Here is a 13,844-nt window from a genome sequence, read left to right as displayed (position 1 = left end):
CCGATCTGAGACGATCGCCCTGCATAAAATTTGGAGAGACACCATGAAGACTAGCATTGCTGTTGCCGTCACTGCGCTCATGCTCGCCGCCGCGCCGCTCCCGTCCGCCCTGGCCTCCGACGGGGCCCGCTGGACCGGTTTCACCACCGCCGCACCCGAGACCACCGGCGCGCTCGGGCTCGGCCTCGGCGTCCACGATACGCCGCTCTACGAGGGCTGCCCGATGAGTTCGGCCGCCGAGGGCAACGCCAACCAGCAGACCCGGCCGGTCAAGCAGTACGGCCAGACCGCGGGCGGTCACCGCTGCTGATCCGGCGCGGCGACGGGTGACGCTCAAGCCCTTCTCCTATGTCATGATCGGCGCTTTCGCAGGCGGCGTCGTCATGACCCTGATCGGCTCGGCGCTCGTGCTGCTGGGCCCGTGATCCCGCGGCATCGCTCCGGAACCGGAGCGGTGCCGCGCCCGCTCAAGGCGCGGGTGGCGATCCGCGGCCGCGCCCCGCATGCGTCGCCGCGGCGCGCGCGGCCGCCAGGGCCTCCACCTGGTCGCAGGCCTCGGTGATCGCGTCGCGGCCCTCCGCCATCCGTGCCCGGGCCGCCGCGGTGGCGCGCGCCACCGCGGGATCGGCGAGCAGCCGGCGCAGGATCCGGGACGCCCGAGCGGGGCGGAAGGCGCGACGGCTCACGGTCGCGCCGAGGTCCCGGTCCTTGAGCCGCCGCCCCTCGTCGAAATGGTCGAACGCCACCGGGACCACGAGTTGCGGGATCCCCGCCGCCAGCGCCTGCGCCACCGTCCCGACGCCACCGTGATGAACCAGGGCGGCGCTGCGCGGCAGCAGGGTGCTCAAGGGCGCGTAGGGCAGGTGGATGATCCCGTCCGGCAGTGGCTTGGGGATCTGCCCGCCCTGGGGGGCGAGCAGGACGCCGCGCCGACCCATGCGGCGGCACGTCTGCACCGCGGTGTCGAAGAAGCCGGCCCCCTGGCGCATCGCCGAGCCGTAGGTGAAGACGATCGGCGCGTCGCCCGCCGCCAGGAAGGCGTCGAGCTCCGGCGGCATGGTGGGCACGTCGCCGAACCGGTCCACCAGCGGGAAGCCGAGCTGCACCGCCTGGGTGGGCCAATCCGCCTGCGGAGCCGCGTACCAGTCCGGGAACATCAGAAGCATGCGCGTCGGGCTGTTCCACCAGTGCCGCAGCCGGTGGACCGGATCGAGTCCGAGGCGCGCGCGCAGGGCGTTCAGCGGCGGCAGCGTGAACGGACCGACCGCGAACCGGTCGACCCCGAGGTTGACGTAGGCCCGGAGCGCCGCCGGCAGCAGCCGCGGCAGGGCGAGCCCGGGGAGACGGGGGGGATCGGACCGGCTCTCGATCAGGAACGGCATCACGTGCAGCGTCGCGGTCGGGAGGTCGTAGAGATCCTGGGCGAGTCGTGCGCCCCAACCGAGGGGCGAGGCGACCACCAGCAGGTTCACTCCGCGCGCCCGGGTCGCCCCCAGCCACAGACAGGTCGCCTCCGCCATGCGCAGGGCATAGTCGAACATGGGCCGGAAGCCCTGTTGCGGATGCCACAGATCCGGCTGGCGGATCACCGCCTCGTAATCGGCCACCGTCCCGAGGGGCTGGAACGCGAGGCCGGCCCGGCGCGCCATCGCCTCGAACGGGGCCGGGGCGGCCAGCGAGACGCCGTGACCGCGCGCGAGCAGCTCATGCCCCAGCGCGATGAACGGCAGCACGTCGCCATGCGTGCCCACGGCCACCAAGGCGACGTCGAAGCTCTCGGCCGTCGGATGCGCGGGAATGGCTTGCTCCTTACAACCCCCCCAATGCGGTGACGGGCTCGTTTCGAGGGCGGGGCATGCCAGCCCGCCCGATGCGCATCAAGACACTTTTTACCGTAACCCCAAGACGTGACCGCCTGACGCGCGCCGGCCCTTTCCTTGGAACAAAACATGAACATACTGGGCCGGGCACACGGGAGGCACGGCGATGCAGAAGCGGGTGGTCTTGACCGGGATGGTCGAGCTGATGATCGAGCTCATGGCGTTCGGGATGCTGTTCGCGGCGGTGGGGGCGTGGGCGATAGCCTTGGCACCGGTGCGTTAGCGGGTTTTCGCCGATGGCCGTCCGGTTCCCGCCGCCGGGGGCTTATGCACAGGCGATCACCCTTCGGCGCCCGATTATCCACAGAGGCGGCCGGAACTGGTGCTCAAGGGGCACGACCGGTGGATATCGTCGGCCGATGGCCCGGCCTACGTCGACTTGGTGACGGCGAGGGGGGATGCTGGGCGATCCCTGTACAAGGTCGGCCATGCCACGTCAGCTCAAGGAGGTCGGCTTCGTCCACCTCCATGTCCATTCGTCCTATTCCCTGCTCGAAGGCGCCCTGAAGGTCGGTACCTTGATCAAGGCCGCGGTCGCCGACCGGCAGCCGGCCCTGGCGCTCACCGACACCAACAACCTGTTCGGGGCGCTCGAATTCTCCGAGAAGGCGGCCGGGGAGGGCGTGCAGCCGATCGCAGGCGTGCAGCTTTCGGTGGCGTTCGAGGCCGCGGATCCCCACCAGCGAAACGCCCCGACGAGCCACAGCATCGTGCTGCTGGCCCAGGACGAGGCCGGCTACGCCAACCTGTTGCGGCTCGCGAGCCGCGCCTATTTCGACACCGCGCTCGGCGAGTCCCCCCGCCTCGATGCCGCGGCGCTCGTCGGATCCTCGGACGGGCTGATCGCGCTCACCGGCGGCCTGTCGGGCCCCCTCGACGCGGCCTTCCGGGCGGGCCGGCCCGAACTGGCGCTCGCCCGCCTGAAGCGCCTCAAGGAGGCCTTCGGCGAGGACCGGCTCTATGTCGAGCTCCAGCGCCACGGTCAGCCCGAGGAGGGGCGGGTCGAGACCGCGCTCCTCGACCTCGCCGGCCGTCACGGCCTCGGGATCGTGGCGACGAATGAGCCCTACTTCGCCAAGCCCGACGATTACGACGCCCATGACGCCCTGCTGGCCATCGCGGAGGGGCGGATCGTCTCGGACGAGCGCCGCCGGCGGGTGACGCCGAGCCACGCCTTCAAGACGCGGGCCGAGATGGCCGAACTGTTCCGCGACCTGCCGGAGGCCCTCCAGGCCACGGTGGAGATCGCCATGCGCTGCGCCGTGCGGGCGCGGACCCGTAAGCCGATCCTGCCGAATTTCGGAGCCGTGGCGGCGGGCGAGAAGCCCCCGATGGCCGACGCGCTGGCCGAGGCTTCGGAGGCGGGTGCCCAGGCGGTCTCGGCCGACGAACCGACCGAACTGCGCCGTCAGGCCGAGGCCGGACTGGAACTGCGCCTGAAGCAGCACGGCACCGCGCCCGGCTTCTCCGAAGACGATTACCGCAAGCGCCTCGCCTTCGAGCTCGACGTCATCGTGTCGATGAAGTTCCCGGGCTACTTCCTGATCGTCTCCGACTTCATCAAGTGGGCCAAGGACCACGATATCCCGGTGGGGCCGGGCCGCGGCTCCGGTGCCGGCTCGCTGGTGGCGTGGTCGCTGCTGATCACCGACCTCGACCCGCTGCGCTTCGGCCTGCTGTTCGAGCGCTTCCTCAACCCCGAGCGCGTCTCGATGCCGGATTTCGACATCGACTTCTGCGTCGAGGGCCGCGAGCGGGTGATCCGCTACGTGCAGCAGCGCTACGGCGAGGGGCAGGTCGGTCAGATCATCACCTTCGGCACGCTGCTCGCCCGCGGCGTGCTGCGCGATGTCGGCCGCGTCCTGGAGATGCCCTACGGGCAGGTCGACAAGCTGACCAAGCTGGTGCCGCAGAACCCAGCGAACCCGGTGACCCTGGCCCAGGCGATCGAGGGCGAGCCCAAGCTCCAGCAGGCCATGGAGGAGGAGCCGATCGTCGGCCGGCTCATCGACATCTCTAAGAAGCTCGAGGGTCTGCACCGCCACGCCTCGACCCACGCGGCCGGGGTGGTGATCGGCGACCGCCCCCTGGAGGAGCTGGTCCCGCTCTACCGAGATCCGAAGACCGGCATGCGGGTCACCCAGTTCAACATGAAGTGGGTCGAGCAGGCGGGGCTGGTGAAGTTCGACTTCCTGGGGCTCAAAACCCTCACCATGCTCCGGTGCTGCACCGATCTCCTGAAGAAGCGCGGCATCGACATCGACCTCGCGGGCCTGCCGCTCGACGACCCGAAGACGTACGAGCCGATGGGCCGGGGCGAGACCGTCGGCGTGTTCCAGGTGGAATCGGCCGGCATGCGCAAGGCGCTCTGCGAGATGCAGGCGGACCGGCTGGAGGACATCATCGCGCTCGTGGCGCTCTACCGGCCGGGCCCGATGGCCAACATCCCGGTCTATTGCGAGCGCAAGCTCGGCCGTGACGCCGGCAATGAGGCGTCCTGGTACCCGGACCCGAAGCTGGAGCCGATGCTGAAGGAGACGTTCGGCATCATCGTCTACCAGGAACAGGTGATGGAGATCGCCAAGGTCCTGGCCGGCTACTCGCTCGGCGAGGCCGACATGCTCCGGCGCGCCATGGGCAAGAAGATCCGCGCCGAGATGGACGCGCAGCGCGACCGGTTCCTGAAGGGCTGCATCGAGCGCGGCCTGACCAAGGCCAAGGCCAACGAGATCTTCGACCTGCTCGCCAAGTTCGCCGATTACGGCTTCAACAAGAGCCACGCGGCCGCCTACGCGCTGCTGACCTACCAGACCGCCTACCTGAAGGCGAACCATCCGGTCGAGTTCCTGGCGGCCGCCATGACCCTCGACATCGACAACACCGACAAGCTCGCGGAATTCCGCCAGGACGCGCAGCGCCTCAAGATTACCGTCGAGCCGCCCTCGATCAACACCTCCGGCGAGGTGTTCGAGGTCCGCGACGGAAAAATCTTCTACGCGCTCGCCGCCATCAAGGGCGTCGGCCGCGAGGCGGTGCGGGCGCTGGTGGAGGCCCGCGGCGACCGGCCGTTCAAGGACCTCGACTGCCTCGCCCGCCGAATCAATCCGCGGATGATCAACAAGCGCACCCTGGAGAGCCTCGTCCAGGCCGGGGCGCTGGATTGCATCGAGCCCGACCGGGCCCGGGCCTTCGCGGCGGTGGAGCCGATGATGAAGCTCGCCGCCAGCGCGGCGGAGGCCGAATCCGCCGGCGTCACCGACATGTTCGGCGGCGTCGTGGCGGACGACGTGTCGTTGCGCATCCCGCCCCACGAGATCTGGCCGATGGCCGACACGCTCAAGCGCGAATACGCGGCGATCGGCTTCTTCGTCTCGGGCCACCCGCTGGACGAGTACGGCGACCTGCTCGACAAGCTGCGGGTGCAGAGCTGGGCCGATTTCTGCCGGGCGGTGCGGGCCGGGACATCGAGCGTCGGCCGGGTCGCGGCCTCGGTGCTCGACCGGGCCGAGCGGCGCACCAAGACCGGCAACAAGATGGGCATCGTCACCCTCTCGGACCGGACGGCGCATTTCGAGGCGATCATCTTCTCCGAGGGCCTCGGCCAGTACCGCGACATCCTCGAACCGGGCCGCCCCCTGGTGCTGCAGCTCCAGGCGAACCTGGAGGGCGAGGATGTCCGCGCCCGCATCCTCACCGCCGAGCCCCTCGACCAAGCGGTGGCCCGTCACCAGAAGGGCATCCGCATCCACCTGAGCGACCCCCGCGGGGTCGGGCCGGTGCAGCAGCGGCTGTCGATGCGCGGTGAGAGCGAGGTGTCGCTGATCCTCAAGCTCGACGGCGGGGAGCGCGAGGTCGAGATCCGGCTGCCGGGCAAGTTCCAGGCGACCCCGACGCTCGCGGGACAGCTCAGGACCGTGCCGGGGGTGGTGCAGGTGGAGGTGAGTTAGCAGGCCGCTCGAACGTCGCTGGCGGCTTGGTCGTGGAGCGGATTCACGTCGCCTGAATGAGGGGCGGCGTTGGGAGGGCCCCATTTCCGGGGGGCGATCCCAGACCCCAGGACCGCATGCGATCCGGGGCGATTCAGAGGCGCTTCGGCACGGGGCGCCGACAATAGCCGCGGGCCTCCGCGGTCGAGAGACCGTCCTGCGCGGCGATACATTGGTCGAGGGTCAGCCCGATGCTGGCGGCGTAGGGCTCGTTCGGCGACAGGGCCTCGCGGGCGAGGTTGGCCAGGTAGATCAGGAACGCGGCCGCCGCGAGCACGACGGCCGCAAGCACGGCTCGGTTCAGCATCGCGTCCACGCCCCGGCGCCGCAGCCCGTCACGGGAAGCCCGCGAGCAGGAGCGCGAGCACGAGGACCGTGAGTCCGACGGCGATCAGTGCGGCGGCGGTGCGGTCGATCCCCGATCGGCGCCGGCCGGGTTGTCCGATCCGGATCACGCGCCGCACATCCCGGCGGCATCCCGCACCGGGCTCACTGGAGCAGGCCCCAGAGGCCCGTGGCGAGGCCGAAGGTGAGCGAGAGCATCGCTGCGCCGAGCAGGACACGATCGATCACGCGGGCGGCGCGATCCTCCGGCTGGAATTCAGTCATCGTGGCGTCTCCTCCGCGCCGAGACTGACGGGCGCCTGTTGCTGCGCTGTGTCGATGCGCCGTCTGGGCCGGGTTCCGTGTCGTCGCGCCGGACAGGCACATCCCGCAGCGGCGGGCGCGGAGGTGCCGCAGGGCCGGAACACCCCGGAGGCTTCCTGGTTGGACCGGCATTCCAAACGGAGACGACACGTGACCACCGACCCGCTGCACAAGTACCCCCGCCCGCCCTTCGAGGCGCAGCCGCAGAGCTTCCCCGGCAAGACCGGCCGCATGGCCCCGGAACCCGATCACGGCGAGGCGAGCTATGCGGGTTCGGGCAAGCTCACCGGCAAGGCGGCACTGATCACCGGCGGCGACAGCGGCATCGGCCGCGCGGTCGCCATCGCGTTCGCCCGGGAGGGCGCGGACGTCGCCATCTCCTACCTGCCGGAGGAGCAGGCGGATGCGGAGGCGGTGGGCCAGTGGATCGAGAAGGCGGGCCGGCGCGCGCTGCTCCTGCCGGGCGACCTCAAGGATCCCGCCTACGGGCGCCAGATCGTCGCCCGCACCGTGGAGAGTTTCGGGCGCCTCGACGTGCTGGTCAACAACGGTGCGTTCCAGCAGCCGAACCAGGGTCTCGACGCCATCGACGACAGCATCTTCGAGGATCACTTCCGCACGAACGTGTTCGGACCGTTCTACGTGACCAAGGCGGCGCTCGCCCATCTGAAACCCGGCGGCTCGGTGATCTTCACCTCGTCGGTCAACTCGAAGCACCCGATGCCGTCGCTCATGGCCTACAGCGCCACGAAGGGCGCCCTGAGCAACATGGTGCTCAGCCTGGCACAACTGCTCGCCGAGAAGGGCGTGCGCGTGAACGGCGTGCTGCCCGGGCCGATCTGGACCCCGTTCATCCCGTCCGGCATGAGCCAGGATGCGGTGACCTCGTTCGGCAGCCAAGTGCCGTTCGGTCGCCCCGGCCAGCCGGCCGAGCTCGCCTCGGCCTACGTGATGCTGGCCTCGGACGAGAGCAGCTACACGTCGGGCGCGCTCGTCACGGTGGCGGGGGCGATGCCGGTGCTCTGACAGCGCCCCTCGATCGGGCGTGCGGGAGACCCGGCCGCGGCGAGCCATCCGCGACCGGGTCGGGTCGCCGCCGCGGCCGGAACGGCACGCCGGTCTCAACGTGCGCGCCCGAACAACCCGACGCCACGGTGCGGCATGGGCGCGTGGGTACCCGGCACCTGCGACAGCGGCCGCCTCGAGCCGCCGCGATCAGACCATCCGCCGAGGAAAGATCTCGAACTTCCGTTCGGCCAGCATGCTCACCCGTCGCTCATAATCTTCCAAGCTGTAGAGCTTGTCGTATTCGGCGACCAGGGCATGGTTGAGACGATCGTAGGCGGCACAATCCCGCCCTAAGCGCGTCATCAACGGGACGATACCATCGATCAGAGCTTCTGCGCTCTCAAAGAAATTGGGGAACCGCAGAAAATCTTCCGATGGGAAAAACTCCTTACGAAAGATCGTTATCCCTATGCCGCCCTGGAAGATCGGCTGTGCAACGTAGCCATCGAAGCCCTCGCCAAACGAGATCGAGAAGCGACAGCGGGTCGCCAACTCCATGTAATGATCGAAGGGCATGCCGCGCACCTCGATCAGCTGGCAATGCGGGAACGCCTCCCGCACACGCTTCAGACAGCTCGTCTTGTAAATGGCGTCATCGAGCGAGTAGATTATAAGCTCGCTCTTATGCTTTGCCGGAATCTTTCGGTAACCGCGGAGATCCGTATAAGCCGGCAGCAGCAATGTCGGCAGATTTCGGCGATCGGCTTCCGCCTGGTTGAAGTAGGCGTGATGCGCGACCGATTGACTGAGCTCGTCGGCAAAGCGACGCAACGCCACGAAGGTGCTGGCATCCGGCATGAGTTCGATGTTTTGATTAAGCAAATTGATGTATAATTTTCTGCGCGATGAAAGATAGCGTATGACGTCCCCCGAGCATCGATCAATAAATCCCGGCGCAGTATACTCCGGAATATGAATATATAATTCCTCAACGCCCTGACAGTATGTAAGCTGATCGAATCGAAACACATTCTCATCGTTGCGGAAATTTGTCTGTCGCGCATAGGTCGCCCCCTCGAGGTTCGGAGCGGTCATCACGACGACTTCATAGCCGTGCTCCCGCTTCAAGCTCCGAAGAGTCTTCGCGATCGAAAACATCGAGAAGATGCCTCCACTCATGGCATCGTGTTGCGGCACAACCATGACGATGAGCCGCCTTGTTATCTCAAGATGTAGAGGGAACGTCATATCTTGATAGCGGGCGAAGATCTGATCCGTTGAGAAGCGGTCGATTCCAGACACCACCTCAAGGTAAGGTCGCCGTGACTTGGCAACACGTTGCTGCCCATGTTTTACATAATGCAAGAACGGCGCAAGGCCCGATTCGGTTACATCGACATAAGCTCTCGCGTAGAAAATCGTCGAGAATTCAGCATTCGGATCCCACCCGTCTTTCCACCCGACGAGCATGTAGTGCTCGAACGGATCGAGGCCCACAGTTCGGATCTCTGGATGACATCTCAAGTAAAAATCGGGATCGAAGGCCTCGACCAACTCAGGCAGCCGTTCGGCTTCAGAGAGCCGGTGCGAACTGACATAGTTCTCCTTCTTGCCTTGCAGCATGTAATGCACGAACGGATTGGTGCCGACTTTGAGCCGACTGCGATAAACCTTGAGATAAAACCACGTAGAGAAATTTGGATTCGGATCAAATCCGAGCAACCACCCGATCGTGAGGTAATGTCGAATGGGCTCAATCGAGGTCTCGGACGGATACAGATAGCTGCGACGGTAAAAATCCGCGTCGAAGCCGGCTTCTAACGCGACGAGTTCCTCATCTGTCACGACCAGGCGGGCCGGATATACGCGGTCAATTCCATACCGGATGAGATGAAGCATCGGGTTAAGTGCGGCTGGTTCACCGACCATGTACTGCGCCCGGTACCAGCGCGTCGCGAAGCTCGCGCTGGGGTCGCGTCCCTCAGCATGACCGTGGAGCAGATAATGCTCTTCCGGACCGAAGTCGGCCTGGCTGACATCCGAGTTTTGTCCCAAGTAGAAATCGCGATCGAAGTAATGCTCGATCTCTTTGACCTGACTCTTAAGGTCGTCAATCGTCGTTTCGCCTCGAAGCGCCGTAAGATAATGAACGAACGGATGCATCCCGTCGGGAATTGCATCTTTGTGCGCCATCATATGGGCCGCAGTCGAGAACCTGGAATTTGGATCTCGCAACTCGGAAGCGCCGTTTTGAAGGAAATGCGCGAACGGATCCAACCCGGATTTCTTGACATCCGGATTTTTTATTAAGTAGAAATAGGGATCGAAATTCTTCTTCACGAGCTCCATGACGTCAGAATCGAGCGATCTCAAGTCATAATTCGACGCTGAACCGCGCATAAATCACCTCGCATGAACGATGATGTACGACAGGCGCTCCGTGGAACCTGCGCCTTTACACCCTGCGGCCTCCCCAATGGCCGCCGTGTCGGCCTATCGGGCATGCCTGTCGATGATGGATCGCACCAAGTGAGCGATACTGCGCGCCGTTCCATCTGCCAGATCACCGTAGAAAGGCAAGCAGAGAACGTCCTGGGCTGCCTTCCTGGCCTCCGGTAGACTGTCGAGGGGAGCGAGGTGGCGATAGGGTTTGAAATCGGCGATGAGAGGGTAGAAATACCTGCGACTGAAGACATTAAATCTTTTAAGTTCGTGATATATTACGTCTCTGAATTGCTCTATCCTGATCGGAAAATACTGATAAGATCCGCCGACGCAGGCGGGATAATCCGGGATGTGGACCTGCCGCACGGGCGATAGCTCTTCGGTGTAAATCGCCCTGACATCCCGGCGCCGGGACAATTCCTGCTGGTAGGTTCGGAGATTCAACAGCCCGAAGAGAGCATGGACTTCGCTCATTTTGCCGTTCAAGCCGACGCTATCCACGGTATCTTCGTCTATGATGCCGAAATTCCGGTAGTTTTTAAGACGGTCGTAGCGCTCCAGCGAACGGGTGCTCACCGCTCCACCCTCGATCGTGTTGAAGAGTTTTGTGGCGTGGAAAGAAAACACGCTCGCGTCACCGAAATCGGCGATGGATCGACCGCCGACTGTCGCGGCGAAGGCATGCGCCGCGTCGTAGACGAGCCGAAGGTCATGCTCCGCGGCGATGGCGGCAAGTTCATCGAGCCGGCACGGGAATCCGTAAACGTGCACGGCTAGGATGCAGCGGGTGCGATCCGTGATCTTCTTGCGGACTTCGATAGGATCGAGGGTCAGGTGTTCCGGTTCGATATCGGCGAAGACCGGCTGCAACCCGACGGCCTTGATGGAATGGGTGGTGGCTGCAAACGAGAACGGAGTCGTAATGACTTCAGAGCCGGGCGGCAGGTCAAGCGCCTGCAACGCAGCCATCAGCGCGATCGTGCCGTTATTGTACAAGACTAAATTATGGCCGCCCAGCACGGCGCGCAGTTCGAGTTCCAATTCCTGATGCATGGGGCCCATATTCGTAACGTTGCCGCTCTGGTAGACGCGCTCCATCCCCGAGGACAATTGCGACAGAGGCGGCAACATCGGCTTGGTTATGAAGATGGGATGCGAGAATGCCGGCATCATTTGAAATTGACCGTCGAAATCGTGAGCAAACCGAATACTTAATTATACGCAAGCATATCCCTAATCATACCCCTCCTTCGGAAGTAGATACTCCGTCGTCGGACAATATTCGTAGATCTCGCGGCTCAAAAAGGACTCGTAGAGATCGTTTGCGGCCTCGGCAGAAGTCGTTTCGAGGAAGAGGACGCCGGATCTGGCCTTCTGATCGGGAAGAAGGGTCTCGCCCATTCGCTGGATCGGATAAAAGGCGCGGAGCGGCAGCGGATGCTTCAATTCCAAGCCGGAATTGATGCCGCTTCGAGTCGACGTGACCGTATGCCGGACGACGAAACGGTCGAGATCCGAGGGGCCCGTCACTGTCTCGCCGATGAAGTAGGACGCATAGCGGGCTGCGTAGGGGAAACCTGTCGCGTATTCGATCAGGAGCGCGTAGAGATCGCCGGGGCAGCGGCGGGTCGCCTCGATGAGGTACGGCTGCCCGTCCCGCAGGACGAACTGGATGTGGAGAAGCCCGTCCTTCAGGTCGAGGTACTCGCTGATCCGGTGGACATAGGCGGCGAAAGCCGATGCCAGCGCCGCGGGCATGTCCCGGACGACGAAGCTCGTGTCGACGGCAAAACGGTTGGCGGAGGAACCTTCCTGGACGAAAAAAGCCTGCGTGGCCTCAAACTGCTCCACGAAAACTGTGTAGCTGTAGAGCGGACCGGCGATAAACTCCTCGACGAGGATCGAGGCGGTCGGGCTCGTCCCGGTCGCCGCACGACGGGCGGCGGCGAAATCTCCAAGATTGTTGCCGTCGAAGATCGTGATACCGCGCCCGCTGAAAGAATCGGCCGGCTTGCAGATGAAAAGACCGCCGCGGGGAAATGCGGTCTCAGGCACCACGGGGGGCGCTGGTAGGCCAAGTCCGCGGCAGAGCTCGCGAAACTTCCTCTTGTCGCTCAGGACGTCGATCACGGACGGCGGATCGATATGGGGGGAGACAGCGGCGGCGGCCGCGGCCGCGAGCGAGACATCCGTACATCCCGGAACGACGAGTCCGCAATCGTGCTCGCGGAGCCAGATCTTCACGGCCTCCAGTTGGCTATAGTCCTGCTGCACCCAACGGGCCCCGGCCTTCCTCGCCAGGATGTCATCTGCGCGCGAGCCCATGACCCAGAGGTCCATGCCCCTTTGAGCAAGGTAATCGTATATGGGCAGCGCGGAGAACGCCGGATCCAGCAAGAGTACCGGTCTCATAATCCAAGTTTCCGTTCTGCAGCGCTCGGGAGCACTGATAGATCTGGGTACATTTAGTGCGGCACAACGACGGTCCGGCCGTCCTTCGCGGCCCGTAGGATCGCGTCCAGTACCACCATGTTGTTGTAGCCATCCCGTGCAGACACGAGCGGCGTGGCCCGACCGCGGATCACGTCGATGAAACGGGCGATCTGGCGCTCCAGCGGGTCGGCCCGGTCGGTCTCGAGTTCGCGGCTCTCGAAGGGTCGCCACCAGGATGGCGCTTCGGCACCCGAATAAAGTCTTGCCTTCATACTTGGGAAATCGAGCGATCCATTTGTACCGGCCAGATGGTAGGCGTATTCATCCCCATAGTATGGATATGCTGCATTCTCGCCGCTGGTCATCTCCCAACTCTTGCTGCTGGCTGCGACATCCGAGAGGATGAAAGTGCCGAGGCATCCGTTGTGGAAGCGGAGCCCCACCGCGAGGGTGTCCTCAACGGGGAACCCCCGCACGGCATTGCTTGCGAGCGCGACAACACGCTCCACCTCGCCGCATAGCGACCGCATGATGCCGATCTCGTGGATCAGGTTGATGAGGGCCGGCCCCCCGCCCGGCCTGCTTCGCCAAGGTCCGTCCGCGAAATATTCGGTGGGCTTGTAGAACTGGGCCGAGCCCTGGACGGTCACCAGCCGGCCGAATTCCGGCGCCTGGACGAACGCGCGGGCCCGCTGCAGCAACGGGCTGTGCGCCCGGTGATGTCCGGTCATCACCGGGACGCCGCTTTTCTCGGACGCCTCCACGATCGCCTGTGCGGTGCCGAGGTCATCGGATAGCGGCTTCTCCACCAGCGTCGGCAGACCGGCTGCGATGCAGGCAAGCGCCTGCGGGCCGTGGTTCCCGTTGGGTGAACTGATGATCGCACCATCGAAGCGGGAGCCCGCCAGCGCGTCTTCGATGGTGGTGTGGAAACTGGCCCTGATGCCCTCGGCGGCGTCGCGGTGGCCGTTCCTGTCCGGAGCGACGATCGCGGCCAGGACGCAATCGTCCCGCTCGCGGATTCGCGCCGCATGGACGAGGCCGATCAAGCCAGGGCCGGATAGGAGCAATCTGAGCGGTTGATGCATGCGATCGACCCCGCCGCCGTTACGCTGAAGGGGTGTGCTTAGCTTCAAAAATCGTCGCTCTGTCAAGTTAAGCCGAGAAAACCATGGGTTGTTATAACGAACAATCAAGTAAAGTTTGATTTTTTTTGAAGCAAATATTCCATTTGTATTATTTCATTATACAAATAAATTTTTATGATAGGCAATTTTGCATCTTATTTTTCCATATCTTAAATATTTCAGACAATATCTGTTTCACATTAGAGATATTTTGATTTTCAATTTGCTTTTTTTAATTTGTAAAACATGTCTTTGGCGTTCAGTTATTTGGATTTCGCCTTCGCTGAAAAAGTATCCTATGTTTTGTTGAGGGATCG

Annotated in this window: 10 protein-coding genes; 3 read left to right on the top strand and 7 right to left on the bottom strand. The window is 64.3% G+C overall.

Going from position 1 to position 13,844, the window contains the following annotated elements; translation table 11 throughout:
- Positions 1-43 precede the first annotated feature (43 nt).
- Entirely contained in the window at positions 44-310 is a 267-nt protein-coding gene (locus AC3IF1_RS20480; protein WP_243967730.1) for a hypothetical protein, read from the top strand.
- Positions 311-467: 157 nt separating this feature from the next.
- Here the strand turns inward: AC3IF1_RS20480 and AC3IF1_RS20475 are convergent, their stop codons facing one another.
- On the bottom strand, positions 468-1,757 hold the full coding sequence (locus AC3IF1_RS20475) for a glycosyltransferase (RefSeq protein ID WP_243967731.1): 1,290 nt from the start codon (positions 1,755-1,757) through the stop codon (positions 468-470).
- 551 nt (positions 1,758-2,308) lie between these two features.
- On the opposite strand from AC3IF1_RS20475, the gene dnaE reads away from it, so the two are divergent.
- Complete coding sequence (gene dnaE / locus AC3IF1_RS20470) at positions 2,309-5,827, top strand: DNA polymerase III subunit alpha (protein ID WP_489219098.1); 3,519 nt, start codon at positions 2,309-2,311, stop codon at positions 5,825-5,827.
- A gap of 133 nt (positions 5,828-5,960) precedes the next feature.
- Here the strand turns inward: dnaE and AC3IF1_RS20465 are convergent, their stop codons facing one another.
- The gene (locus AC3IF1_RS20465; RefSeq protein ID WP_243967733.1) at positions 5,961-6,173 is read right to left on the bottom strand and encodes a hypothetical protein; all 213 of its coding nucleotides are present in this window, start codon (positions 6,171-6,173) and stop codon (positions 5,961-5,963) included.
- 28 nt (positions 6,174-6,201) lie between these two features.
- Positions 6,202-6,330 (bottom strand): hypothetical protein, encoded by a 129-nt coding sequence (locus AC3IF1_RS20460; protein ID WP_489219097.1) that lies wholly within the window; start codon positions 6,328-6,330, stop codon positions 6,202-6,204.
- A gap of 334 nt (positions 6,331-6,664) precedes the next feature.
- Between AC3IF1_RS20460 and AC3IF1_RS20455 the strand changes: the two genes are divergently transcribed.
- The gene (locus AC3IF1_RS20455) at positions 6,665-7,540 is read left to right on the top strand and encodes an SDR family oxidoreductase (RefSeq protein ID WP_489219096.1); all 876 of its coding nucleotides are present in this window, start codon (positions 6,665-6,667) and stop codon (positions 7,538-7,540) included.
- 189 nt (positions 7,541-7,729) lie between these two features.
- Here AC3IF1_RS20455 and AC3IF1_RS20450 read toward each other — a convergent pair whose 3' ends face one another.
- The 4 genes from AC3IF1_RS20450 to AC3IF1_RS20435 all read right to left on the bottom strand — a co-directional run bounded on the left by AC3IF1_RS20450 (position 7,730) and on the right by AC3IF1_RS20435 (position 13,488).
- Entirely contained in the window at positions 7,730-9,871 is a 2,142-nt protein-coding gene (locus tag AC3IF1_RS20450; protein WP_489219095.1) for a hypothetical protein, read from the bottom strand.
- Positions 9,872-10,015: 144 nt separating this feature from the next.
- Positions 10,016-11,140 (bottom strand): DegT/DnrJ/EryC1/StrS family aminotransferase, encoded by a 1,125-nt coding sequence (locus AC3IF1_RS20445; protein ID WP_489219094.1) that lies wholly within the window; start codon positions 11,138-11,140, stop codon positions 10,016-10,018.
- Between the two features lie 60 nt (positions 11,141-11,200).
- Complete coding sequence (locus AC3IF1_RS20440) at positions 11,201-12,364, bottom strand: ATP-grasp domain-containing protein (protein ID WP_489219092.1); 1,164 nt, start codon at positions 12,362-12,364, stop codon at positions 11,201-11,203.
- 68 nt (positions 12,365-12,432) lie between these two features.
- The gene (locus AC3IF1_RS20435; protein WP_489219091.1) at positions 12,433-13,488 is read right to left on the bottom strand and encodes a Gfo/Idh/MocA family protein; all 1,056 of its coding nucleotides are present in this window, start codon (positions 13,486-13,488) and stop codon (positions 12,433-12,435) included.
- Positions 13,489-13,844: the final 356 nt, after the last annotated feature.

The sequence above is a fragment of the Methylobacterium sp. E-012 genome (assembly GCF_057836545.1).
The sequence above is the reverse complement of the archived record's forward strand: the minus strand, read 5'-3'. Positions and strand labels throughout refer to the sequence as shown.